At 56.6% G+C, this 23,534-nt stretch carries 22 protein-coding genes; 7 read left to right on the top strand and 15 right to left on the bottom strand.

Annotation, left to right across the window (positions count from 1 at the left end):
• Positions 1-22: 22 nt before the first annotated feature.
• Complete coding sequence (locus ENTHG_RS14510) at positions 23-1,006, top strand: quinone oxidoreductase (protein WP_044181024.1); 984 nt, start codon at positions 23-25, stop codon at positions 1,004-1,006.
• A gap of 191 nt (positions 1,007-1,197) precedes the next feature.
• On the opposite strand, the gene pspG is transcribed toward ENTHG_RS14510, so the two are convergent.
• From pspG to ENTHG_RS14495, 3 genes are all read right to left on the bottom strand, one after another.
• The gene (pspG, locus tag ENTHG_RS14505) at positions 1,198-1,440 is read right to left on the bottom strand and encodes an envelope stress response protein PspG (protein ID WP_044181022.1); all 243 of its coding nucleotides are present in this window, start codon (positions 1,438-1,440) and stop codon (positions 1,198-1,200) included.
• A 133-nt stretch (positions 1,441-1,573) separates the two neighbouring features.
• The gene (dusA, locus tag ENTHG_RS14500; protein WP_044181019.1) at positions 1,574-2,569 is read right to left on the bottom strand and encodes a tRNA dihydrouridine(20/20a) synthase DusA; all 996 of its coding nucleotides are present in this window, start codon (positions 2,567-2,569) and stop codon (positions 1,574-1,576) included.
• Between the two features lie 85 nt (positions 2,570-2,654).
• A complete protein-coding gene (locus tag ENTHG_RS14495; protein ID WP_044181016.1) occupies positions 2,655-3,980 on the bottom strand; it encodes a conjugal transfer protein TraF in 1,326 nt (441 codons plus the stop codon).
• Positions 3,981-4,250: 270 nt separating this feature from the next.
• Between ENTHG_RS14495 and zur the strand changes: the two genes are divergently transcribed.
• On the top strand, positions 4,251-4,766 hold the full coding sequence (gene zur, locus ENTHG_RS14490) for a zinc uptake transcriptional repressor Zur (RefSeq protein WP_044181012.1): 516 nt from the start codon (positions 4,251-4,253) through the stop codon (positions 4,764-4,766).
• An 88-nt stretch (positions 4,767-4,854) separates the two neighbouring features.
• Here zur and ENTHG_RS14485 read toward each other — a convergent pair whose 3' ends face one another.
• The 3 genes from ENTHG_RS14485 to ENTHG_RS14475 all read right to left on the bottom strand — a co-directional run bounded on the left by ENTHG_RS14485 (position 4,855) and on the right by ENTHG_RS14475 (position 6,395).
• Complete coding sequence (locus ENTHG_RS14485) at positions 4,855-5,064, bottom strand: CsbD family protein (protein ID WP_044181009.1); 210 nt, start codon at positions 5,062-5,064, stop codon at positions 4,855-4,857.
• A 239-nt stretch (positions 5,065-5,303) separates the two neighbouring features.
• Positions 5,304-5,918, bottom strand: a complete 615-nt coding sequence (gene lexA / locus ENTHG_RS14480; protein WP_044181006.1) for a transcriptional repressor LexA — start codon at positions 5,916-5,918, stop codon at positions 5,304-5,306.
• Between the two features lie 108 nt (positions 5,919-6,026).
• Positions 6,027-6,395, bottom strand: a complete 369-nt coding sequence (locus tag ENTHG_RS14475; protein WP_044181002.1) for a diacylglycerol kinase — start codon at positions 6,393-6,395, stop codon at positions 6,027-6,029.
• Positions 6,396-6,523: 128 nt separating this feature from the next.
• On the opposite strand from ENTHG_RS14475, the gene plsB reads away from it, so the two are divergent.
• Entirely contained in the window at positions 6,524-8,944 is a 2,421-nt protein-coding gene (gene plsB, locus ENTHG_RS14470; RefSeq protein WP_044180999.1) for a glycerol-3-phosphate 1-O-acyltransferase PlsB, read from the top strand.
• A gap of 85 nt (positions 8,945-9,029) precedes the next feature.
• On the opposite strand, the gene ubiA is transcribed toward plsB, so the two are convergent.
• The 5 genes from ubiA to malK all read right to left on the bottom strand — a co-directional run bounded on the left by ubiA (position 9,030) and on the right by malK (position 14,173).
• Positions 9,030-9,899, bottom strand: a complete 870-nt coding sequence (gene ubiA / locus ENTHG_RS14465) for a 4-hydroxybenzoate octaprenyltransferase (protein ID WP_044180996.1) — start codon at positions 9,897-9,899, stop codon at positions 9,030-9,032.
• A gap of 12 nt (positions 9,900-9,911) precedes the next feature.
• A complete protein-coding gene (gene ubiC, locus ENTHG_RS14460; RefSeq protein ID WP_044180994.1) occupies positions 9,912-10,409 on the bottom strand; it encodes a chorismate lyase in 498 nt (165 codons plus the stop codon).
• 179 nt (positions 10,410-10,588) lie between these two features.
• Positions 10,589-11,551, bottom strand: a complete 963-nt coding sequence (malM, locus tag ENTHG_RS14455; RefSeq protein ID WP_044180992.1) for a maltose operon protein MalM — start codon at positions 11,549-11,551, stop codon at positions 10,589-10,591.
• Positions 11,552-11,659: 108 nt separating this feature from the next.
• Positions 11,660-12,967, bottom strand: a complete 1,308-nt coding sequence (locus ENTHG_RS14450; protein ID WP_237567491.1) for a maltoporin — start codon at positions 12,965-12,967, stop codon at positions 11,660-11,662.
• A 96-nt stretch (positions 12,968-13,063) separates the two neighbouring features.
• The gene (malK, locus tag ENTHG_RS14445) at positions 13,064-14,173 is read right to left on the bottom strand and encodes a maltose/maltodextrin ABC transporter ATP-binding protein MalK (protein ID WP_044180985.1); all 1,110 of its coding nucleotides are present in this window, start codon (positions 14,171-14,173) and stop codon (positions 13,064-13,066) included.
• A gap of 369 nt (positions 14,174-14,542) precedes the next feature.
• Between malK and malE the strand changes: the two genes are divergently transcribed.
• The 3 genes from malE to malG all read left to right on the top strand — a co-directional run bounded on the left by malE (position 14,543) and on the right by malG (position 18,372).
• Complete coding sequence (malE, locus tag ENTHG_RS14440) at positions 14,543-15,733, top strand: maltose/maltodextrin ABC transporter substrate-binding protein MalE (protein ID WP_044180982.1); 1,191 nt, start codon at positions 14,543-14,545, stop codon at positions 15,731-15,733.
• A 189-nt stretch (positions 15,734-15,922) separates the two neighbouring features.
• On the top strand, positions 15,923-17,467 hold the full coding sequence (malF, locus tag ENTHG_RS14435) for a maltose ABC transporter permease MalF (protein WP_044180979.1): 1,545 nt from the start codon (positions 15,923-15,925) through the stop codon (positions 17,465-17,467).
• A gap of 14 nt (positions 17,468-17,481) precedes the next feature.
• Positions 17,482-18,372, top strand: a complete 891-nt coding sequence (malG, locus tag ENTHG_RS14430) for a maltose ABC transporter permease MalG (RefSeq protein WP_044180977.1) — start codon at positions 17,482-17,484, stop codon at positions 18,370-18,372.
• A 94-nt stretch (positions 18,373-18,466) separates the two neighbouring features.
• Here malG and psiE read toward each other — a convergent pair whose 3' ends face one another.
• Entirely contained in the window at positions 18,467-18,877 is a 411-nt protein-coding gene (gene psiE, locus ENTHG_RS14425; RefSeq protein ID WP_044180974.1) for a phosphate-starvation-inducible protein PsiE, read from the bottom strand.
• 134 nt (positions 18,878-19,011) lie between these two features.
• Between psiE and ENTHG_RS14420 the strand changes: the two genes are divergently transcribed.
• Positions 19,012-19,521 (top strand): GNAT family N-acetyltransferase, encoded by a 510-nt coding sequence (locus tag ENTHG_RS14420; RefSeq protein ID WP_044180971.1) that lies wholly within the window; start codon positions 19,012-19,014, stop codon positions 19,519-19,521.
• 529 nt (positions 19,522-20,050) lie between these two features.
• Here ENTHG_RS14420 and ENTHG_RS14415 read toward each other — a convergent pair.
• From ENTHG_RS14415 to ENTHG_RS14405, 3 genes are read right to left on the bottom strand one after another with little or no spacing between them, the layout of a single operon-like run.
• A complete protein-coding gene (locus ENTHG_RS14415) occupies positions 20,051-22,147 on the bottom strand; it encodes a YjbH domain-containing protein (RefSeq protein ID WP_044180969.1) in 2,097 nt (698 codons plus the stop codon).
• 2 nt (positions 22,148-22,149) lie between these two features.
• A complete protein-coding gene (locus tag ENTHG_RS14410; RefSeq protein ID WP_044180967.1) occupies positions 22,150-22,887 on the bottom strand; it encodes a capsule biosynthesis GfcC D2 domain-containing protein in 738 nt (245 codons plus the stop codon).
• The gene (locus ENTHG_RS14405) at positions 22,884-23,522 is read right to left on the bottom strand and encodes a YjbF family lipoprotein (protein ID WP_044180964.1); all 639 of its coding nucleotides are present in this window, start codon (positions 23,520-23,522) and stop codon (positions 22,884-22,886) included. Before ENTHG_RS14405 ends, ENTHG_RS14410 begins: the two co-directional genes overlap by 4 nt.
• Positions 23,523-23,534: the final 12 nt, after the last annotated feature.

The raw sequence follows: 23,534 nt of genomic DNA, 5'->3' as shown, positions 1-23,534 counted from the left end.
AGATTATCATTCGGGAGGAAGCATGGCGACAAGAATTGAATTTCACAAGCATGGTGGCCCAGAAGAGTTACACGCCGTTGAGTTCAACCCCGCAGACCCGGCGGAGAACGACGTTCAGGTAGAAAACAAAGCTATCGGCATTAACTATATCGATACCTACATCCGTAGCGGCCTCTATCCGCCGCCGTCCCTGCCGAGCGGTCTGGGCACCGAGGGCGCGGGCGTGGTAAGCAAGGTCGGCAGCGGCGTTACGCATATTAAAGCTGGCGACCGCGTAGTCTATGCCCAGTCCGGGCTGGGCGCTTACAGTTCGGTGCATAATGTGCCCGCCGATAAAGTCGCGCTGCTTCCGGACGCTATCTCTTATGAGCAGGCCGCAGCGTCGTTTTTAAAGGGGTTAACCGTCTTTTACCTGCTGCGTAAAACCTACGAAATTAAACCGGACGAGCCGTTTCTGTTTCATGCCGCGGCGGGCGGCGTGGGGCTGATTGCCTGCCAGTGGGCGAAGGCGCTGGGGGCGAAGCTTATTGGTACGGTCGGTTCAGCCCAGAAGGCGCAGCGGGCGCTGGATGCGGGCGCCTGGCAGGTTATCAACTATCAGGAAGAGAGCGTGGTTGAGCGGGTGAAAGAGATTACCGGCGGCAAAAAAGTGCGGGTGGTCTACGATTCGGTGGGGAAAGATACCTGGGAAAGCTCCCTGGACTGCCTGCAGCGTCGCGGCCTGATGGTCAGCTTCGGCAACTCTTCCGGCCCGGTCACCGGGGTTAACCTTGGTATTTTGAATCAGAAGGGTTCTCTGTTCGCCACCCGCCCTTCTCTCAATGGCTATGTCACCAACCGAGAAGAACTGGAGGAAGCCAGCAACGAACTCTTCTCGCTGATCGCCAGCGGCGTGATTAAGGTGGATGTTCCCGATGAGCAAAAATTCGCGCTGAGCGATGCGCGCCGGGCGCATGAAATGCTGGAGAGCCGTAGCACGCAAGGTTCGAGCTTGTTAATACCGTAAAAGACACTGCGGTAGAAAGAATTAGGGCTTCCCGAAGGAAGCCCATTCTTTTTATAGTTCGGCTGTATGTAGGGCACAGCGCGATGAATTTGTTAACGGCGCGATAGTGACAGATTTAATAAGTAAATCCTATTCGCTTCTAACGAAAGCGCCTGGAAAAGTGTTCAGGTTGTGATCGGACCCGCAATACTTTAGTAACGCCAGCGTTTATTGCGCTGATATTGAGGGACTTTTGGTGTTTTTACCGCCCTGACAACCCAGACCACCGCAACGGCCAACAGCAGCCACGGCAGCAGTTTGAGCATCATGGCAAACAGCCCGCCGAGAAACATCACCGCCGTGGCAATAATCAGCGCGGCAATGATCCCCAACAGCGAAACGCCGGTCACCAGCAGCATGACAAAAAAGCCAATAATAAAAAGTAGTTCCAGCATGACGCGCTCCTGAAAAAATAATGTCTACACGGTTATTTCAAGAAACGTGCCAGAATTGCTGTATTGATTTATAAACAAAAAACCCCGCACGGTATGGCGGGGCCTGGTCATTTTGACGAAATAGTAGTGAAAATTAACGGTTTGCTACCAGACTTAGCGCATGTTCCAGTACGGCAACATCGGCACCCGGCTTGTGGGCATTCTCACTCAGATAACGTCGCCACTGGCGCGCGCCGGGGATGCCCTGGAACAGGCCCAGCATATGGCGCGTGATATGGCCCAGCCAGGTGCCCTGCTGCAACTCGCGCTCAATATAAGGGTACATCGCGCGCACCACCGCTACCGGGTCGGCGTCGGTAACGTCCGCGCCGAAAATTTCCCGATCAACCCGCGCCAGAATGCCTGGGTTCTGGTAGGCCTCGCGCCCCACCATCACGCCATCCATATGCGCTAAATGCCCTTTAGCCGCCTCAAGAGAGGTAATACCGCCGTTGATCGCCATCGTCAGATGGGGGAAATCACGCTTGAGCTGGTAAACGCGTGGGTAATCCAGCGGCGGAATTTCGCGGTTTTCTTTCGGACTCAGGCCGGAGAGCCAGGCCTTGCGAGCGTGAATAATGAACATTTCACACTCGCCGTTACCGGAAACGGTATTGATAAAGTCGCAGAGAAATTCGTAGCTGTCCTGATCGTCAATGCCGATGCGGGTTTTCACCGTCACCGGAATGGAGACCACATCGCGCATCGCTTTAACGCAGTCGGCCACCAGCTGCGCATTGCCCATCAGGCAGGCGCCAAACATGCCGTTCTGCACGCGATCGGACGGGCAGCCAACGTTAAGGTTGATTTCATCATAGCCGCGCGCCTGCGCCAGCTTCGCACACTGGGCAAGCTGAGCCGGGTCGCTACCGCCAAGCTGCAAGGCCACCGGATGCTCTTCTTCGCTATAGGCCAGATAGTCGCCTTTACCATGAATAATCGCCCCGGTGGTAACCATCTCGGTATACAGCAGCGTGTGCCGGGAAAGCAGGCGCAGGAAATAGCGGCAGTGGCGATCTGTCCAGTCGAGCATCGGCGCGATGGAGAAGCGGTGAGCGGGATAAGCGGCGGTCTGAGATTCTGGCGACATGGCGATTAAACAGGCTGTGATAAAAAGGGGCGCTACTATAGCACAGAGAAAAACCGGAGGCGCAATACCTCCGGTTTAACGTCAATCAGAACGTCAGGCTCAGCTGCGCGCCTGCGCCCCACGACTCTTTCTCGCCTACCAGGCCTGTCAGATCGATATGCACGCGGTTGAATGGCGCAAAGCCGACGCCGCCGGTGAAGACGTTACTTTCATCCCCTTTGACATCCGCGCGATAACCGGCGCGCACCGCCAGCCAGCTAAGCGGCGTCACTTCCGCACCGACACCAACGAACTGTGAGTTCTTCTCGCTCTTAAAGCCTTTGGTTTCGGTTAAATCGCCATCGGCGCTCAGGGTCACCAGATCGTTGTGCCAGGCAACCCCGGCGGTAACGATCGGGCTGATTTGATAGGTGTCTTTATAGTTTTTCACCTCACCGGTACGGCGGTTTTCGATACGCACATCTTTGGTATCGATGTTATTGGAAATCAGGTTTTGCCCGGTTAAGCCTACCGTGAAGTTTTCCGTCAGATCGGCCGCCAGGCCAACGTCGATGTTGAAAGAGGTGTCATCGTTACGGTAACGGTCCTTCTTCCAGTCATCTTTATCGTAATCATTGATTGTTGTGGTGTAGTTATAGAGCCAGGTTTTTTGGAGTTTCGGGGTTACGCCTACCGATAAGGGAATGCCGCCCGCGTCGAACTGATGGGCAATGGCAATACCGTAATCCGAGACGATCGCCGCGCGGCCAGAAGCCGTGGAGTTGAGATTGTCCGTAATACGATCGGTGCCGAACAGGGCAGCGTCGATGGCCCTGGCCGTGGCGCGGGCGAAATCAGCCGGATCGTTGGGGTCGTCCATTTCGCGCAGGTAGGTGATATCCCCCTGGTCGATAGAGGTAGAGACAACCGCATGCGCATAGCCTTTGGCGACAAACGCCACCGGGAGCACATCGTTAGGAACGCTGACCGCCACGCCAGCGCCTGCGTTGGCGCTCGCGCGTTTACCGCGTAAAAACTCCAGAGAATCAGCAAGATCCCCCGCAGCGCCCTGGAACTGGTTGACCGTACCAATGGGATTGGCGATAACGTCGCCAAAGGTCAGGTTATCAACAACATCATCGTAATAGTCAATTTTGTCACTGATATCGTCAATCTCATTGCGCAGATCGTCTTTATCGGTAATCTGCGCGCTTACGCTCGGTAAAATCACCGTAATATCGTCTTCCGGCTTGGATTTTGCCAACAATGCCGGGTTAATTAATGCCCCACTGCCGTAGTTCGCCGAGGCGACACCCGTGCCACCCATTGCGTCGTTACGTGCTTCTGCCCAGGTATTTGCTGCTCCCGCCTGATTTGCCACAAAAAAGGAGACAGCGATTGCGACCACCGAAAGTTTAAGATTGTATTTCACAGTATGTGTCTCGTAGTCAGATGAGTTTTTATGCCCCTGCTTTTTCCCACGCGCAGGGATGTTCTATTGCTGCGAATAAACTTGTGAAAATGACTGGTTTCTTCTCAACGTAAAAGAGTGTTGCAGAAGTTGTCGTTATAAGAATGACCATAAATATTTATAGAAGACACATGCGGATTGTGAAAGTAAGGAATAGCGCCGCGATCTCGGCGTTTAGGGCAGAACATGGTAAAGTGGTGGTTTATGTCGCCATATCATGAGAGGACGCCCATGGATAAGACCACTTCGCAAGAAATGCTGGCACAGGCTGAAAAGCTGTGCGCGCAGCGTAACGTGCGCCTGACTCCGCAGCGCCTTGAAGTGTTGCGCCTAATGAGCCTGCAACAGGGGGCAATCAGCGCCTATGATCTGCTGGACCTGCTACGCGAGACCGAGCCGCAGGCCAAACCGCCGACCGTTTATCGCGCGCTGGATTTCCTGCTGGAACAGGGGTTTGTGCATAAAGTTGAATCCGCAAACAGCTACGTGCTGTGCCATCTGTTCGATCAGCCAACCCACACCTCGGCGATGTTTATCTGCGACCGTTGCGGGGTAGTGAAAGAAGAGCAGGCTGAGGGCGTGGAAGACATCATGCATGCGCTGGCGGCTAAACGCGGCTTTGCTCTGCGTCACAATGTGATTGAAGCACACGGGCTATGCGCTGACTGTGTCGAAGTGGAAGCGTGCCGTCATCCGGGAGAATGTCATCATGACCACTCCATCCAGCTCAAGAAAAAGGCGCGTTAGGTTTTAAGAAGGGAAATAAGTGGTACATCCTTGTACCGTTCGGGCAGGGTAGCCTCAGAGGGGGTTTACACAATGAGGGGTGTGTAAACTACCAGCGGTAGTCGTTACGGCTTTCCCAGTCAACGACCTCTTTCTCCGCCTGATCTTTCTGGTAACCGTAACGCTCCTGGATTTTACCCACCAGCTGGTCACGCTTACCTTCGATGATGGTCATATCATCATCGGTCAATTTGCCCCATTGCTCTTTCACTTTACCTTTGAACTGTTTCCAGTTTCCGCCTGCTTCGTCTTTATTCATCGTCGGATCCTCTTCGTTAGGTCGTGAATCGATCACGTAGGTTCATGTTCCATTGATACGTTCCAAATATCCTGAACGTGATTATTATTATAGGTAAGGATAATGAGGGTGCGGATTTATTCGGAATATTTAACCATCCAGACGGCAGCTGGAAGAACAGAAGCGATAATAGAGGGAGCGAGGAAAAGCAAAAGAACACAAACCGTGACGGCAAGATAGCGCCACGGTTTAGAAGGGAATTATAGCCATTCCCCGTTGCGGATCACGCCAACCGCCAGCCCTTCAATGGTGAAGTTCTGCTCGCGCAGGTTGACCACGATGGGACTGAACTCGCTGTTTTCCGGCAGCAAATGGACGGTGTTGCCCTGTTTTTTCAGGCGCTTAACCGTGACTTCGTCGTCAATACGGGCCACCACGACCTGACCGTTGCGCACGTCCTGCGTTTTATGCACTGCCAGAAGATCGCCATCCATGATACCAATATCCTTCATAGACATACCGCTTACGCGCAGCAGGAAGTCGGCGTTGGGTTTGAAGAGCGAAGGATCGACCTGGTAATGGCCTTCGATATGCTGCTGCGCCAGCAGGGGTTCGCCTGCAGCGACGCGGCCAACCAGCGGCAGCCCGGTATCGTCTTCTTCTTCAACCAGCAGACGAATACCCCGCGACGCGCCGGAGACGATCTCAATGACGCCTTTGCGCGCCAGCGCTTTCAGGTGTTCCTCGGCCGCATTCGGGGAACGGAACCCCAATTGCTGCGCGATCTCCGCACGCGTTGGCGGCATGCCCGTCTGGTTGATGCGATCGCGAATGAGATCGAACACCTCTTGCTGCCTGGCCGTTAAAGCTTTCATTCCGCCCCCTGGGTGTATATACAGTTATGCTGTGAGTATATACAGCAAAAGGCGATTATGGAATCAAAATTAAGCAAAAAACGGCGGTCTGGGGCAAAACTGGAAGCGTTATCGAAAATGGCCCCACAGCAGGGAAACCCATGTGAAGAGCGCCAACAGGATCGACATCAGCACCGCCGCTGACCCCATGTCCTTCGCGCGGCCGGAAAGCTCATGAAATTCAGGGCCGATGCGGTCTACCACCGCCTCGATGGCGCTGTTGAGTATTTCAACGATCATCACCAGTACTACCGAGCCAATCAGCAGCACGCGGGTAATGGCGTCAACATTGAGAAAAGCAGCGATAATAATGGCCAGAATCACCACAATCGCCTCCTGGCGAAAGGCGGCTTCGTTAAGCCAGGCGGCGCGGACCCCCTTCCAGGAGTAGCCTGCCGCTTTAATGATTCGGGTGAGTCCGGTGGTATTGTTGGCCATGAAAGAACCTTTTTATGTAATGAACAGCAATGTCTATGTAAGCTTACCGAGGTACAAAAGAAATTGTGCGCGCTTTCTGATATTCTTGCGCCGCAACGGCATTATTAACCAGAGGCTTTACATCGTTTATGTCCGGCTGGCCACGAATTTACTACAAATTACTTAATTTACCATTAAGCGTACTGGTAAAAAGCAAATCGATCCCGGCGGAACCTGCTCAGGAGCTGGGGCTCGATACGTCACGCCCTATTATGTATGTTTTGCCTTACAACTCGAAGGCAGACTTACTCACCCTGCGCGAGCAGTGCCTGGCGCATGATTTGCCCGACCCGCTGGAACCGCTGGAAATTGATGGCGTGGAACTCCCGCGCTACATCTTTATTCACGGCGGCCCGCGCGTCTTTACCTGGTACACGCCAAAAGAAGAGTCCATTAAGCTCTTTCATGACTATCTGGACCTGCACCGCAGCCACCCGGACCTGGATGTGCAGATGGTGCCGGTGTCAGTCATGTTTGGCCGCTCTCCAGGCCGCGAAAAAGGCGAGGTGAACCCGCCGCTGCGGATGCTCAACGGGGTGCAGAAATTCTTCGCTATCTCCTGGCTGGGCCGCGACAGCTTTGTGCGCTTCTCGCCATCTGTCTCCCTGCGCCGAATGGCGAACGAGCACGGCACCGACAAAACCATCGCCCAGAAGCTGGCGCGCGTCGCGCGTATGCACTTTGCCCGCCAGCGCCTGGCCGCCGTTGGCCCGCGCCTGCCTGCCCGTCAGGATCTGTTTAATAAATTGCTGGCGTCGAAAGCCATCGCCAAAGCGGTGGAAGACGAAGCGCGTAGCAAAAAAATATCCCATGAAAAGGCGCAGCAAAACGCCATTGCGCTAATGGAAGAGATTGCCGCGAACTTCTCTTACGAGATGATTCGCCTGTCCGACCGCATTCTGGGCTTTACCTGGAACCGCCTCTATCAGGGGATCAACGTCCATAACGCCGAGCGCGTGCGGCAACTGGCCCATGATGGCCATGAAATTGTCTATGTGCCCTGCCACCGCAGCCATATGGACTACCTGCTGCTCTCGTATGTGCTCTACCATCAGGGGCTGGTGCCGCCACATATCGCCGCAGGCATCAACCTGAACTTCTGGCCGGCAGGGCCGGTTTTCCGCCGTCTGGGGGCGTTCTTCATTCGTCGCTCTTTCAAAGGCAACAAGCTCTATTCCACCGTTTTCCGCGAATATCTGGGCGAGCTGTTCCAGCGCGGCTATTCGGTTGAATATTTTGTTGAGGGCGGTCGTTCCCGTACCGGACGTTTGCTGGACCCGAAAACCGGGACGCTGTCGATGACCATCCAGGCGATGCTGCGCGGCGGCACGCGCCCTATCACCCTGGTGCCGATTTATATCGGTTACGAGCATGTGATGGAGGTCGGCACCTACGCCAAAGAGCTGCGCGGAGCCACCAAAGAGAAAGAGGGCTTTGCCCAGATGGTGCGCGGCCTGAGCAAACTGCGCAATCTCGGCCAGGGGTATGTCAACTTCGGCGAGCCAGTCCCGCTGATGAACTACCTTAACCACCATGTGCCCGAGTGGCGTGAATCTATCGATCCTATCGAAGCGGTGCGCCCGGCCTGGCTGACGCCGACGGTGAACGCTATCGCCGCTGATGTGATGGTGCGTATTAATAACGCCGGGGCGGCCAACGCCATGAACCTCTGCTGTACCGCGCTGCTAGCATCGCGCCAGCGGTCATTGACCCGTGAGCAGCTTACCGAGCAGCTGGACTGCTACCTTAATCTGCTGCGCAATGTGCCTTATGCCGCAGATGCGACGGTGCCCTCTCTGACCGCAAGCCAGCTTATCGATCACGCTCTGCAGATGAATAAGTTCGAGGTCGAGAAAGACACCATCGGCGACATCATCATCCTGCCGCGCGAGCAGGCGGTACTGATGACCTACTATCGCAATAACATCGCCCATATGCTGATGCTGCCGTCACTGATGGCGGCCATTATCACTCAGCATCGCCATATTTCTCAGGAAGAGATGCTGCGTCATGTCGAGCTGCTCTACCCGATGCTGAAAGCGGAGCTGTTCCTGCGTTGGGAGAAGGCCGAACTGGCGGAGGTGCTGGAGGCGCTGACCCAGGAGATGCTGCGTCAGGGGCTTATTACCGTAAAAGACGGCAAGCTTTGCATTAACCCTGGACGTTCCCGCACTCTGCAGCTGCTGGCTGCGGGCGCGCGCGAGACCCTTCAGCGTTATGCGATTACCTTCTGGCTGCTGAGCGCCAACCCGGCAATGAACCGTAGCACGCTGGAAAAAGAGAGCCGCACGCTGGCACAGCGCCTGTCTGTTCTGCATGGTATTAACGCGCCGGAGTTTTTCGACAAGGCGGTATTCAGTACGCTGGTGCTGACGCTGCGCGATGAAGGGTATATCAGCGATACCGGAGATGCCGAACCCGCCCAGACGCTGGCGGTGTATCAGCTGCTGGCGGAGTTGATTACCTCAGATGTGCGTTTGACGATTGAGAGCGCCACGCAGGGCGAATAAAGGTTGCATCCGGGAACAGCGCCGCCTGTTCCCCTCACCCTGACCCTCTCCCCACAGGGGAGAGGGGATTAATCAGAATAAGGCCTTACGCCATATAGCTTGTCGCAAGGCCGATAAACAGCACCAAACCGACATAGTTATTGTTCATAAACGCTTTAAAACAGGCGTCGCGGTCGCGGTTCACGATCAGCTTCTGCTGATAAACAAACAGCGCGCCTGCCACCAGCACCGACCAGTAGAATGACCAGCCCAGGCCGTTAAGCCAGCCAATCGTCACCATCAGCGCCAGCACCGCCACCTGCATAATGCCGATAATCAACTTATCGTTTTTACCAAACAGAATGGCCGTCGACTTGATGCCGATTTTCAGATCATCGTCCCGGTCCACCATCGCATACTGGGTGTCATAGGCCACCGCCCAGAAGATATTGGCAAGGAACATGAGCCAGCAGCTCAGCGGGACGGTCTCGCTGACCGCGGCAAAGGCCATCGGGATAGACCAGCCGAAAGCTGCCCCCAGCACCACCTGCGGCAGGTGGGTGTAGCGCTTCATAAACGGATATACCCAGGCCAGCGCCAGCCCCGCCACCGAGAGCAGAATCGTCATCATATTAAGGGTCAGCACCAGCGCAAACGCCAGCAGCACCAGCACCACGAACAGGCCGCGCGCCTCGTTTTCCGTTACCGCGCCGCTGGGCAGCGGGCGGTTAGCCGTTCGCTTCACGTGGCCGTCGAATTTGCGGTCGGCGTAATCATTGACCACGCACCCTGCCGCACGCATCAGCCAGACGCCGGCAATAAACACCAGCAAAATCCACAGCGGCGGCACGCCCGGCGTTGCGACCCACAGCGCCCACAGCGTCGGCCAGAGCAGTAGCAAAGCGCCAATTGGCTTATCCGTGCGCATTAGTCGGTGAAAGGCCAGCAGCTTATTCTGCGTGAGACTCCACTCCATTTTTTTATCCTCTTAGTACAGCGGCGATGCAGGCAAAAACAGTTCGGTCAGCAACAGGGGCTTCCCGCCCAGACGCAGCCGTGAACGGCGTCCCCACAGCGAATCGTGACGACCGACCTCAATGAAATCACGCGTCAGGGTGGATGATGTAAAGAGATAGCGCCCAAGCGGCGTGGTGCCAATCCGCTGTAGCGCAAGTTCCGGCCCGGACAGGGTGGACTCTGGCACTACCGTGCGAGCGGCAAGCCAGGGCTCGCCGTCGGCGCAGAGCAAAATTTCCCGCAGCCAGTAGCGATCGTCTTCCGGCAGAAGGCGACGTTCATCATCGGTTAATTCGTCAGTGATAAAGGCTTCGCGCAGCAGAATAACGCTTACCTGTTTCCCCTGCTGCTCAAAACGTTTGGTCATGGAATCTTCCAGCAGCAGCCAGTCGAGCAGCTGTGGTTCAAGCGCGGGTAGTGCGTCAAAATAGCGCAGCGCACGCAGTTGCGTAAGCGCGGGGTGTGACATGCCTTACTCTCCAGTACAGAACGTTACATCATTGTATCGTAGAACAGGCGGGGCCGTGCGGGGAAACTTCCTGTAGTTTTCATCAGCGCAACAGATATGCAACAGCGCTGTTGCGCCGAAAAAAGGGTGCGTCAGGCGACGCACCAGGTGTTGCAAACATCAGCATTGCGGGGAGACGGTTACCCCTTGCCTTTTACACTGCTGATAAATGTCGTTCGGGCGGATGTAGACCCGAGGCGTTCAGCTTCATTCAAGAGTTTCAGCGCCTTATCGATATCGCCCTTCGCTACCGCCTGTTTAATGGCCTGGTTGAAGTAGCTTTCGGTATCGTTAAGCATCGGCTCGCTTTTCGCGGCCGGAGCGGGAGCCGGTGTTGGGGCTGCCACAGGCGCAGGGGCGGCAGCTGGCGCGCTGTAGGCGGTGGCTGCCGCCGCGGTGTTGCCCACCGTTACCGGGCCTGGGCCTGAGGAACCAAACAGCGGGCCAACCAGTACGCTGGAGCCGCTGCTGGTTTTCACTTTCAGTTTTACTACGCCATCCGTTACGTGGCGGGCGATAGGATCGGGAATATCCGGCACGGCGTTACCCGCCCCTTTCGCATAGGATTTGGCCGGGTCCGTCAGCTTTGTGGTCTGGCGCAGATCGTTTTCGGTGGTGAAGACCAGCAGATAGATTTTTTGCTGGCCCAGCGCCGGGGTCAAACGCATCACCCCTTCCAGACGATCGGCGCTCATGACCCCCGGCTCCTGATAGCTAAAGTAGCTGCTGGGGAAGAAGGCGGCTGGCGACATATTCTGGTCGAGCACCAGCACGTTCGGTGCGAAGACGCTGGTCTGTTTGCTCACTTCGCTGGTCAGGGTAAGTGTCAGTTCGCCGATATTTGCCGGTACGCTATACGCGGCGACCGGGCCGCTGATGCCCGCCACATTCAGGCGCTGGCCTGCGGTGGCAAGCGTGGTGGTTTGCGTTTTGCTCTGATCCACCGGGGTCCAGCTTAGCTGCTGGAGCGCAGAGGCCGGAATGGCCGGAGCGGCGGTGGTATTTTGCGGAACGATATTAACATCCGCGAGGCTAACCCCAGGCGCTGCCGCGAATAATCCGGCGGTCAGGCACAGGGCGACGAGACTTTTTTTCATTTTCATTATTATCACCTTCTTCACGTGAGCCAGCGCTCGCCAGGCAATAGCGCGCCGTCTCGAAGTGAGGGGCTTGCGCCCCTCTTGTTATCGTTACGTCAGGTTAATGCGCGATTACCACCAGATTTCCATCTGTGCGCCGAAGGTCCACTCATCGTTATCGCCACGACTGAAGGTTTTGGCGCTGGTGTCGCGGTAGGCAATACCAGAGGTGTAACCGGCACCTGAATCGTTGTTGGCATAACCCCATTTCTCATCCCATTTCGCATAGGTCGCGAACACGCGGATAGCCGGACGGGACCAGATGCTGTCGCCCGCCTGCCACTGTTGCGCAAGGGTGATTTTGTACTGGTTGTTGGTTTCGTCGGTGCGCTGGGATTTCACGTTGTCATAGCCCACTTCCAGCAGGGTGCTCATGATCGGCGTCCATTTGAACATCGGACGAACGCCCACGGTCCACCATTTGGTGCCGTTGTTGTTGTCACGATCGATGTTCTGGTACATGCCGACGTACATCAGATCCCAGCTGTCGCCCAGCGAGATCGCGCCGTGATCCAGCACACGCCACAGCGATCCGTCGTTATCGACGCTGCCGCCCTGCGGGATCCCTTTACCGTTTGAAGTCATCGAGTCGGTGCCGTACTGCAGCACAAACTTGTTAAAGCCTTTCAGCATGCTCTGGGTGTGTTCAGCGGTGAACATCCAGCCATCTTTAGAGGCGCCCGGCGCCAGGTCGTAGTCATCCGGCAGGTTGGTGTGACCGTAATCCACGCCCAGTTCCAGCGTGCCGCCTGGGTTGATCTCCATCTGCGCTAAACGCACGTCGAAGACATCGTTCGGCACCAGGTTGTCATAAACGCGGTTGCCAAACGCATCGCGGTCGGCGAAGGTGCCGGAACCACCGGACTCAGACGAGCGGGTCGCCGCTAAAGAGAGTTTACCGAAGCCCAGATCGATGTTTTCAATACCTGCGCCAGGACCGGAAATATCCCAGTAGTAGAAGTCGATCATGTGGACGTCATGACGCTGATAGAAGCGTTTACCGGCCCAGATGGTGGAGCCTGGCAGCGCGTCGATCAGGTTTTTACCCTGCACGTTAGCTTCGCGGAACGCCGGGCTGGTGGATTCCCAGTCGTTCTGTTGTGAAACGGAGTAGGCGACGTTGGTATCGAAATAGAAGCTCTTATCGCCCTCTTTCCATACTTCCTGGCCCAGTTTCAGTTCTGCATAGGTTTCGCATTCGTTACCAAGACGATACTTACTTTGGGCGCCGGTGGCCTGGAAGCACTGCTGCTCGCCGCCGCTGCCGGTCCAGCCGATACCCGAACGGGCGTAGCCTTTAAAATCGACAGCGCCCGCGTGGGCAGAAAGAATGCCCGCGGTAATGGCGACTGCCAGTGGAAGTTTGCGCAGAGTAGTCATCGTTCTATCTCCTGAGATCATTGCTTTTCTTTGAACGCTTCGCCTGTTACGCCCGTTATTGACGGCGCAGGGTGCGCGTTTTTCTAATGGGAAGCCTTAAACGCCCGGCTCTTTATGCAGCCGACGACAGGCGGTGCCATCTTCACGAAACAGATGGCAGCGCTCCGGCGGCAGACCGATAGCGAATGTGGCCCCCTCTTCTACCAACACCACATCATTCTGGCGGTAGACCAGGTTTTGACGGATGGCGGGGATCTGGATATGAATTTGCGTTTCGTGACCAAGTTGTTCGACCACCTGAACTTCCCCTTCCAGGGTGACGTCGGCGATATCGCTGGGCAGCAGGTGCTCCGGGCGAATGCCCAGCGACATATTGCTGCCCACCTGCACGTTGGCGCTGTCGACTGGCAGCCAGACCTGCTGGCGATTGGGCAGTTCAACCTGTACCTGTTCAATGGCGGTGGCGGTCACTTTTACCGGCAGGAAGTTCATTTTCGGCGAGCCGATAAACCCGGCGACAAAGCGATCTGAAGGGTAGTGGTACAGCTCAAGCGGCTTGCCCACCTGCGCCACGCGCCCGGCGTCGAGCACCACTATCTTGTCGGCGAGGGTCATCGCTTCCACCTGGTCGTGGGTGACGTAGATCATCGTGCGGTTCAGGCGCTTGTGCAGGCGGGAGATCTCAATACGCATCTGTACGCGCAGCGCGGCATCAAGGTTAGAGAGCGGCTCATCGAGCAGAAAGACGCGCGGCTCCGCCACCAGCGTACGGCCAATCGCCACGCGCTGACGCTGGCCGCCGGAGAGCGCCTTCGGCTTACGCTCCAGCAGATGGGCCAGCTGCAACACCTCGGCTACCTGCGTCACGCGCTGGTTAATCACCTCTTTTTTCGCCCCGGCCAGCTTTAAGCCGAAGGACATGTTCTCCGCCACCGAAAGGTGGGGGTAGAGCGCATAGGACTGAAACACCATGCCGACGCCGCGTTCCGCAGGCGGTACATCATTCATACGGGTGTCGCCAATCAGCAGATCGCCGCTGGTAATTGTTTCCAGACCCGCGATCATTCGCAGCAGCGTCGACTTCCCACAGCCTGACGGGCCAACAAACACCACGAACTCTCCATCATGGATGTCGAGGTTGATATCTTTAGATACCACCACGTCGCCCCAGGCTTTCGTTACATTCCGCAGCTGTACGCTCGCCATGCCCTTCTCCCTTCGTTACAACCTGTCACTAAAAGAAACAATCAAGATGGGCTGACTATGGGCCATTACGGAAAGGGACGAATCCTCCGCCCCCTCGCTTTTTAATGGGGGAGGAGATGGGAGGATGAGGCGGACGCCTCTGCCCCCCACGCCGTTGGACTTACGAGAAAATCGTGATGCAGGCAGCAAAAATGGGCGCTTTTTTATGTGCGCTGACACACATAAAGAAACTTTCTGTAACAGGGATCACACAAATCCCCCCTGGGGCGTAGGTTTAAGGAGGATGAGAAGCGCTTGCCAACAAAGGAGACTACATCCCGTCAAACCACCAAACTTATCCACGAGCACATCACCTAAAGGACGGGATATATGAAATTGAAAACAGGCGCACGCATCCTCGCATTGTCCGCACTGACAACGATGATGTTCTCCGCTTCTGCCCTCGCAAAGATTGAAGAAGGAAAGCTGGTTATCTGGATCAACGGCGACAAAGGCTATAACGGCCTGGCCGAAGTGGGTAAAAAATTCGAAAAAGACACCGGTATCAAAGTCACCGTTGAACACCCGGACAAGCTGGAAGAGAAGTTCCCGCAGGTTGCCGCGACCGGCGACGGCCCGGACATCATCTTCTGGGCCCATGACCGTTTCGGCGGCTACGCGCAGTCTGGCCTGCTGGCGGAAGTGACGCCGGATAAAGCTTTCCAGGACAAACTGTTCCCCTTCACCTGGGACGCGGTGCGTTATAACGGCAAGCTGATTGCCTACCCGGTAGCGGTAGAGTCCCTGTCGCTGATTTACAACAAAGACCTCGTACCGAACCCGCCGAAAACCTGGGAAGAGATCCCGGCGCTGGATAAAGAGCTGAAAGCGAAAGGTAAGAGCGCCCTGATGTTCAACCTGCAGGAGCCGTACTTCACATGGCCACTGATTGCCGCCGACGGCGGTTACGCCTTCAAGTTCGAAAACGGCAAATACGACGTGAAGGATGTTGGCGTCGACAGCGCCGGGGCGAAAGCGGGCCTGAGCTTCCTGGTCAAGCTGGTTAAAGATAAACACATGAATGCCGACACCGATTACTCCATCGCGGAAGGGGCATTCAATAAAGGCGAAACCGCGCTGACCATCAACGGTCCGTGGGCGTGGACCAACATCGATAAGAGCAAGGTCAACTACGGCGTTGCGCCGCTGCCGACCTTCAACGGTAAACCGTCTAAACCGTTCGTGGGCGTGCTGAGCGCAGGTATTAACGCCGCCAGCCCGAACAAAGAGCTGGCGAAAGAGTTCCTTGAGAACTACCTGCTGACCGACCAGGGCCTGGATGAAGTCAACAAAGACAAGCCGCTTGGCGCAGTCGCGCTGAAATCTTTCCAGGAGCAGTTAGCGAAAGACCCACGCATCGCCGCCACGATGGATAACGCCCAAAAAGGCGAAATCATGCCGAACATCCCGCAGATGGCCGCCTTCTGGTACGCCACCCGCACGGCGGTGATCAACGCAGTAAGCGGACGTCAGACGGTGGATGCCGCGCTGAAAGACGCGCAGGGCCGCATTACCAAGTAATACCTGTAGTCCCTTATTTCTCAGGAAGTAAGGATTGTTAAATACGTTGTTTACACGAAATCATTCGTGCTGCATCGAGGCGGCAAGGATGCAAATCCCCAGGAGCTTACAAAAGTAAGTGACTGGGGTGCGTATCCGCTGCCAACAAAGAGGCAGCGCGAAGGATGAAGTGTAAAGAGGAAAATCCCCATGGATGTCGTAAAAAAGAAACACTGGTGGCAGAACCGGCAGTTCACATGGTCAATCATTGGCCTGCTTGCCTTACTGGTGGGATATCTTGTCGTTTTAATGTATGCCCAGGGGGAATACCTTTTCGCCATCACGACGCTGATTTTAAGCTCGATTGGCCTGTACATTTTCGCCAACCGGAAAGCCTACGCCTGGCGCTATGTTTACCCTGGCCTTGCGGGCATGGGGCTGTTTGTCCTGTTCCCCCTCATTTGCACTATTGCTATCGCCTTCACGAACTACAGCAGCACCCACCAGCTTACTCAGGAACGCGCGCAGCAGGTTCTGCTGGATCGCTCGTTCCAGGCGGGCAAAACCTATAACTTCGCCCTCTACCCGGCGGGGAGTGAATGGCGTCTGGCCCTGACCGACGGCGAAAGCGGCAAAAATTACCTGTCGGAGCTGTTTAAGCTCGGCGGCGAACAGAAAATCGCGCTGAAAGAGAGCGACGCCCTGCCGGAAGGCGAGCGCGGCAATCTGCGCGTTATTACGCAAAACCGCACCGCCCTGAACCAGCTGACGGCGGAATTACCGGACGGCAGCAATGTCATCATGAGTTCGCTGCGCCAGTTCTCCGGCACCACCCCGCTCTACACGCTTGCCGATGACGGCACGCTGACCAACAATCAGAGCGGCGTGAAATACAAGCCGAATAACAGCCAGGGTTTTTATCAGGTGGTCAATGCGGATGGCAGCTGGGGAGAAGAGCAGCTCAGCCCTGGCTATACCGTGACCATCGGTTGGGATAACTTCACCCGCGTCTTCCAGGACGACGGCATTCAAAAGCCCTTTATCGCGATTTTCGTCTGGACGGTGGTTTTCTCGGTGCTGACCGTACTGCTCACCGTAGCGGTGGGCATGGTGCTGGCCTGCCTGGTGCAGTGGGAATCGCTGAAAGGCAAAGCCATCTACCGGGTGCTGTTGATTCTGCCCTACGCCGTGCCGTCGTTTATCTCCATTCTGATCTTCAAAGGGCTGTTCAACCAGAGCTTTGGCGAAATCAACATGATGCTGAGCGCGCTGTTTGGCATCAAACCGGCCTGGTTCAGCGACCCGACCACCGCCCGCTCGATGATTATTATCGTCAACACCTGGCTGGGCTATCCGTACATGATGATCCTCTGCATGGGGCTGCTGAAAGCCATCCCGGACGATCTGTATGAGGCCTCGGCAATGGACGGCGCAGGGCCGTTCCAGAACTTCTTTAAAATTACGCTGCCGCTGCTGATTAAGCCGTTAACGCCGCTGATGATCGCCAGCTTCGCCTTTAACTTTAATAACTTCGTGCTGATTCAGCTTCTGACCAACGGCGGCCCGGACCGTATCGGCACCACCACGCCTGCCGGGTATACCGACCTGCTGGTGAGCTACACCTACCGCATCGCCTTTGAGGGCGGCGGCGGTCAGGACTTCGGCCTCGCTGCCGCTATCGCTACGCTTATCTTCCTGCTGGTGGGCGCGCTTGCGATAGTGAATCTGAAAGCCACGCGCATGAAATTTGACTAAGGAGGGCGATAAAAATGGCTATGGTCCAGGCAAAATCGCAAAAGCTCAGGCTGTTCATCACACACGTATTACTGCTGGTGTTTATCGCCGCTATTATGTTCCCGCTGCTGATGGTTATCGCTATCTCCCTGCGTGAAGGCAACTTCGCAACGGGCAGCCTGATCCCGGAGACCATCTCCTGGGAGCACTGGAAACTGGCGCTGGGCTTTAGCGTCGAACACGCTGATGGCCGCGTAACGCCGCCGCCCTTCCCGGTGCTGCTGTGGCTGTGGAACTCGATTAAAATCGCCGGGATCACGGCCATTGGCGTCGTGGCGCTCTCCACCACCTGCGCCTATGCCTTTGCCCGTATGCGTTTTCCCGGCAAAGCGACGCTGCTGAAAGGGATGCTGATTTTCCAGATGTTCCCGGCGGTGCTGTCGCTGGTGGCGCTGTACGCGTTGTTCGACCGTCTCGGCCAGTACATTCCGTTTATCGGCCTGAACACCCACGGCGGGGTGATTTTCGCCTACCTCGGCGGGATTGCGCTGCACGTCTGGACGATTAAAGGCTATTTCGAAACCATCGATAACTCGCTGGAAGAGGCCGCCGCGCTGGATGGCGCCACGCCGTGGCAGGCGTTTCGCCTGGTGCTGCTGCCGCTGTCGGTGCCGATTCTGGCGGTGGTATTTATCCTGTCGTTTATCGCCGCCATCACCGAAGTGCCGGTGGCCTCTCTGCTGCTGCGTGATGTCAACAGCTACACACTGGCAGTAGGGATGCAGCAATATCTCAACCCGCAAAACTACCTGTGGGGGGATTTTGCGGCGGCGGCGGTGCTCTCTGCCATTCCCATTACCGTTGTCTTCCTGCTTGCCCAGCGCTGGCTGGTTAATGGCCTGACGGCGGGCGGGGTAAAAGGGTAAGTTTTTCGTTAGATGCCACTGTAGTCCTCATTGGAATATTGACCCGACTTGTGACTGTTATTACGTGTTTTGGCGCTCCGTGGAGCGCCTTTTTTTATTCGCGTTTCAGCCGCTTCGAGTTGCACAGCCACAGCGTTATCACCAGCAGCAGGATCGCGCCGGAGTAAATCAGCACGTCCATCGGCGATTTATGATCGACGATAATCAGCCGCACAATGGCGGTTATGCCGATATAGATAAAATAGCGAAGGGGGAAGTGAAAGCCGGACTGAAAGTATTTCACAATCAGGGCGATAAACTCGAAATAGAGGAAGTAGACCACCAGCCCCTCCACCAGCGCATATTTGCTGGTTTGCTCTGGGGCGAATAGCACATCGGCCAGATGGAGCGTCTCTTTGCCGAGAAACACCACCAGGATCAGACCAAGGCTCAGCAGGCCAAGGTTGAGCACGGTTTGCAGAACCGTTGAGATGAACTCAACGCGCGGGCGAGTCAGGGATGTCATACAGCACCTCATTCTCAGTGGCGAGCCTTCTGTATAACGCAAAAATGTGATCCAGATCTAGTTTATTTGCTTATATTTTGTACCGCTGCGTGATGAGATAGCGAGCGATAAAAGACAATAAGGGACATTTTTCCGTGTTAACCATACATAAGGCGCAGCCAGAGGATGCCGGGCTGCTTCATCAGATGGGTTATACCAGCTACCGTCACCACTTTGCGCATCTGTGGCATGAAAAGCAGGAGATGGAGGCATTCCTTGAACAGGAGTACGCCCTGCCCGTGCTGGACCAGAGCTTACGGGACGCTGCCTGCTGCTGGCTTATTGCCGCTACCGACAAGCCTGTCGGTTTCGCCAAATTCAGCTTTCGCCAGCCGGTTACGCCGCAGGGGCCTGCCGGGACGCTGCTGCATAAGCTCTATTTTCTCCCGGGCATGACCGGTAAAAGCTACGGCGAACGGCTGTTTGAAGAGGTAGTTTGCCACGCTCGCGCCAGGGGCGAGGCATTTCTGTGGCTTGAGGTGTTAGCCGCCAACCCGCAGGCACGGCGGTTTTATGAACGCCAGGGTTTGCGTCATCTCCACGACACCGTGTTCGGGAGCGCATCGCAACAAAGCACGCTGCATATTCTCGGCAGAGAGATATAAACGCTGCGCGGGCTATTCCCGGATGCGGCATTGCCTTATCCGGGCTACGGTTCAGGTAGATACTGTTAACGTCCGCAATCCTTTTAGCCACAGCTGACTCGCCTTTCAGGCATCACCGCCACAGCGACATCGTTGTAACCTGATGGCACTGGGCATGCAGCGAGGGGTTGTGTCCCCGCTGAAATCGGTGAGACGGAGACCCGATGACAAGGTCAGGCCGCCAGGGATGGCGGACTGAGGTTTGTCGAGACAGGACGTCGAGTCAAACCGGCCGCAGGCAGCGGGGCGGGAGGCGAACGCAGTGCGAAGCACCGATTTCCTGACGGGGGAGCGGGGATTGCTAAGGGGAACGCGGTGTTCCCCTTAGCCCGTTCACGTGCCAGGGAGGCGACATATCGCCATGAACATGAGGTGAACGGAACAAACCTCCTGAGCCGCATGTTCCCCTCACCCTAACCCTCTCCCCACAGGGGAGAGGGGATTGATTCGTAACCGGGGTAAGGCGAAAGCCGCGCCCGGGAGTCTGCGATCAGCGGAAGTTCATGCTCTTGTCGCTGGTCAAACTATAGAGATCGAACTTACGCCCCAACTGCTGGCCGCCGTCGCGGGTGAGCGGCGTCCAGCCAATCGCCGCGCGGCTGCGAGTCGCCCCGGAAGAGAAGAGATCCAGCGGAATCGAAACGTAAACCCCTTTGGTGAAATCCCCTTCCCCGTACTCATCCGGCGACACGTTGGTCAGGGTGGCATAAGCCCCCACCACCACGCCGCTGTCGAAGTGTTTGGCCACTTCCAGCGTGCCGCCTTTATCGCCTGCCAGATACTGACCGACGCTCGCCTTGATCAGGACATCCTGCGCAAACGAAGGCGTCCAGTAGGCGGTGAGGTGGCCCGTCTTAACGCTGTAGTCGGTGAATTTCATCAGATCCTGCGCGCTGCGCCAGTCACGCTGCTTCACGTAGTTCGCGTCAATACCAAACGCCCAGTTACTGTCTACCGGACGGTACAGCACCTCCGCCCCGGCACCGCCGAACATGGTTTCCAGATAGCCGCCGTAGACCTGGCCGTAGAAACTGTTCCCCAGGTACTGGAAGTAGTTGGCCTGCAGGTTATTTACATAGACATCGTTCTGCACGTAGTCGCGCACATGGGTGCGCACGCGCGGCAGCGCTGAATCTTTCGGCGGGTTGGTGTAGTTGAATTTATCGTAGTTATTGTCGATGTTGGCGAACAGGCTGCCGGTGGTCAGCAGATGGTCGGTCAGCCACCAGTCGGCGGTGGCCATCACGCCCAGCTGATACATGTAGAAACCTTCCGGCCCGCCAATCGACTGGTTGAGCACCGGATCGAGATGGAAATCGAAGCGCGATTTCTCAATATACCAGCCCTGCTCGGTGCTCTGGGGCACGATCGGCTCGACGCGTTTTTGCACCAGATCTGTTTCATGGCCCAGCGGCTCGCCTTCCAGATGGCGCTGCAGGCTGGCGACATCGGTTTCGGTGGTCACCTGCGGCATATTCAGGCGGTTTTCCGTTACGCGGATGGTGCGAATACCTTCCGGCAGGTCGTTCATGATAATGCGGTTGGCGCGCTCTACACCCTCGCGGGCGTCGCGGTATTTCACCTGCTCGCCGGTCACGTACAGCGTGTCGCCCTTCACCTGAATCTGCGGGTCGGCCAGCCCGGCGTTGTATTTCAGCAGCGTAAGCTGGTTTGCCACCACCGAATGCTGGAGGATGGCGTCCTGCGGCTGCGGCTGATACTGCGGCCGGGCGTTATCGTTATAGCGCGGGCGCAGGTCGTTGAAGTTATTACGCAGGGTAAAGCCAAACATCCACGTGTTGCCGCGCTCGTAGCTCAGGTTGACATCGGCCCAGTCCGTAACCCGGTAGATCGCGCCAACGTTGAACTTGCTCTTTTGCGGCAGTTTGCCGGCAAAATCCTGCTGATAGTTGTTGCCTTCATACTCCAGCTTCAGCCGCAACGGCTGCCAGGGCGTCTGATACTCGACGCCGCCGAACAGCGAGGCCGGGCCGTGGAACATGCCGCTGGCGTCCACCGAGCCGGCCTGGTTGTAGCTGTTATCGCGATAGCAGAATTTTTCGTCGTAGGAGCAAAGCGGGTTTTTGACGTTGCCGGCGGTGCCCAGATAGCCCCAGCCCAGCCCGAGCGAGAAGTCGAACGGCCCCCAGGCTTTGTTGGCCACGACATATTCGCCGTCAAACAGCCCTGTCCCGCCGATATCCCGCGCGCCAACCGCCACCTGCGGCAGCCAGTAGCTCTCTTCCCACAGGCGTAATTTCAGATCGAACGCTTTGTCTTTATAAGACTGATCGCCGGAGAAGGCCTCGACGCTGCTGTATTTGCGGGTGCGAACGTCGGTGTAGCGCAGCGTTGTCTCCAGCCACGGGAAAAGCTGCACCGAGCCGGAGTAGTAGCGGTACTGGTCGTTATCGCGATAGTTGAGGCTGATTTCCCCTTCCCGCGCCATACGCGCGGTGGGGGTTTGCAGAAGCCCTACGCCGCCAAAGTCGGACTGGGACGGGCCAATGGGTGCCGGATACGTTTCGGCCTGGCAGGCGGCACTCACGCCCAGCGCCAGTACGCTGATGACAAACGATTTTTTCATTATTATTCCGGTATCCGATGCGTCAGAGAATCAATAATGTCGGCGTTGAGCGTCTCGTTGCGCGCGCCCCACAGATCGGGGGCGAAGCCGACAAAAATCACGCTGCCGGGCATGGGTTCGACATGACGACGGTTCCAGTACGCCACCGGCACTTTTTGCGTATCGCCATTGGGGTAAATCACCCAGGCGTAGCTCTTGTCGCCGCCGCTCAGCACGCTCATCTCGTCCAGGTAACTCACCACGTCACGCCCCGGCGTAAAGGCTTTTTTGCCCGGCTGACTGACCAGCCCCACCACGGTAATGGTCGTGGGCTGCGGCCCTGTCCACAGGCTGTACTCCCCCTCCAGAGGCGGGTTAGCGCCCGATGCCACGCGAACATAATCCGGGTCGAGATTGACCTTCTGCCGCCCCGTGACGCGGATCTCTTGCAACTGACGGCGTAGCGCACTCACCGCCGCCGCGCTGTCGCCGCTCTCTTCGCCAGCCAGCACGTCAAGCTGCGCCAGCAGCGATTGCTGACGCTGTTCCTGCGCCGCCGTGGCCTGACGTTCGCTGATGACCGCCCCCGGCCACCAGCTCTGGGCCAGCCGCGGCTGCCCGACCACATCAATCAGATGCGCCGCGTTAGTCAGCGTTTTGGCTTTACTGTCGCCGGAAACGTAGACGTTTACCGTGCCGGCGGCATGGGCCTGGGATAATGCCAGACTAATGGAAAAAGCGACGCCACAGAGAGTTCTCATGATTTCGCCGCCTTGATCAGAGTCGTTTTAACCGGGAACCAGTTCGTCCCCAGGTACTGTTCAGACTGGCGAATCAGCCCGTCCTCATCCACCCAGTAACGGTTTCGCCAGCTCGCCTGGTCAGTGGAAACCTCTTCTTCAAGAACGCGCACGCGGGTGACGTCGCTCCCCACGGTGATGGAATCGGTGCCGTTCCAGCGAAATACCGAACGTGCCGTGGCATAGCGCACCTGGTTATGCTCCGTCCAGCCCATGGTTCTGGTCCAGCTTGCGCCATCAACTATCTGGTTTGGCCTTGCCAGCGGGTCAGCCGCCAGGTTGTTCACTTCCAGCAGGTTATCGCCGCCCAGCACCGTTTTTACGATGCGGTAATGCTGCGTCACAATAACCGCCTGATCCTGCGTCGCCCATTTCTGCTGGCCGTTTTCCGCGAAGGCCAGAACCACGAACAGCTGCGGGCCGCCGTTGAGCTGCACGTACTGGCTGGCGTAAGGCATATTCGCAATATCGTCATCGGTTAAGTGAACGCCGGGCGTGCCAAACATACTTTCCCACAGCGAGTGGCCCAGCCCTTTGGTGGTGGCTGAGCAGGCCTGAATCAGCAGGCAAATCAGAATAATTGCAGGTCGCTTCACGACTCTTCTCCA

The organism is Phytobacter massiliensis JC163, assembly GCF_000321045.1.
Lineage (GTDB): Bacteria > Pseudomonadota > Gammaproteobacteria > Enterobacterales > Enterobacteriaceae > Phytobacter_A > Phytobacter_A massiliensis.
The sequence above is the reverse complement of the archived record's forward strand: the minus strand, read 5'-3'. Positions and strand labels throughout refer to the sequence as shown.

What these genes read in the sequence shown, in the direction of transcription:
- ENTHG_RS14510 (WP_044181024.1), top strand. Translation starts at nt 23, where the DNA reads ATGGCGACAAGAATTGAATTTCACAAGCATGGTGGCCCAGAAGAGTTA.
- malE (WP_044180982.1), top strand. Translation starts at nt 14,543, where the DNA reads ATGAAATTGAAAACAGGCGCACGCATCCTCGCATTGTCCGCACTGACA.
- ENTHG_RS14415 (WP_044180969.1), bottom strand. Translation starts at nt 22,147, where the DNA reads ATGAAAAAATCGTTTGTCATCAGCGTACTGGCGCTGGGCGTGAGTGCC.
- ENTHG_RS14450 (WP_237567491.1), bottom strand. Translation starts at nt 12,967, where the DNA reads ATGACTACTCTGCGCAAACTTCCACTGGCAGTCGCCATTACCGCGGGC.
- malM (WP_044180992.1), bottom strand. Translation starts at nt 11,551, where the DNA reads ATGAAAATGAAAAAAAGTCTCGTCGCCCTGTGCCTGACCGCCGGATTA.
- malK (WP_044180985.1), bottom strand. Translation starts at nt 14,173, where the DNA reads ATGGCGAGCGTACAGCTGCGGAATGTAACGAAAGCCTGGGGCGACGTG.
- psiE (WP_044180974.1), bottom strand. Translation starts at nt 18,877, where the DNA reads ATGACATCCCTGACTCGCCCGCGCGTTGAGTTCATCTCAACGGTTCTG.
- malG (WP_044180977.1), top strand. Translation starts at nt 17,482, where the DNA reads ATGGCTATGGTCCAGGCAAAATCGCAAAAGCTCAGGCTGTTCATCACA.
- plsB (WP_044180999.1), top strand. Translation starts at nt 6,524, where the DNA reads ATGTCCGGCTGGCCACGAATTTACTACAAATTACTTAATTTACCATTA.
- ubiC (WP_044180994.1), bottom strand. Translation starts at nt 10,409, where the DNA reads ATGTCACACCCCGCGCTTACGCAACTGCGTGCGCTGCGCTATTTTGAC.
- pspG (WP_044181022.1), bottom strand. Translation starts at nt 1,440, where the DNA reads ATGCTGGAACTACTTTTTATTATTGGCTTTTTTGTCATGCTGCTGGTG.
- ENTHG_RS14485 (WP_044181009.1), bottom strand. Translation starts at nt 5,064, where the DNA reads ATGAATAAAGACGAAGCAGGCGGAAACTGGAAACAGTTCAAAGGTAAA.
- malF (WP_044180979.1), top strand. Translation starts at nt 15,923, where the DNA reads ATGGATGTCGTAAAAAAGAAACACTGGTGGCAGAACCGGCAGTTCACA.
- zur (WP_044181012.1), top strand. Translation starts at nt 4,251, where the DNA reads ATGGATAAGACCACTTCGCAAGAAATGCTGGCACAGGCTGAAAAGCTG.
- dusA (WP_044181019.1), bottom strand. Translation starts at nt 2,569, where the DNA reads ATGTCGCCAGAATCTCAGACCGCCGCTTATCCCGCTCACCGCTTCTCC.
- ENTHG_RS14410 (WP_044180967.1), bottom strand. Translation starts at nt 22,887, where the DNA reads ATGAGAACTCTCTGTGGCGTCGCTTTTTCCATTAGTCTGGCATTATCC.
- ubiA (WP_044180996.1), bottom strand. Translation starts at nt 9,899, where the DNA reads ATGGAGTGGAGTCTCACGCAGAATAAGCTGCTGGCCTTTCACCGACTA.
- lexA (WP_044181006.1), bottom strand. Translation starts at nt 5,918, where the DNA reads ATGAAAGCTTTAACGGCCAGGCAGCAAGAGGTGTTCGATCTCATTCGC.
- ENTHG_RS14475 (WP_044181002.1), bottom strand. Translation starts at nt 6,395, where the DNA reads ATGGCCAACAATACCACCGGACTCACCCGAATCATTAAAGCGGCAGGC.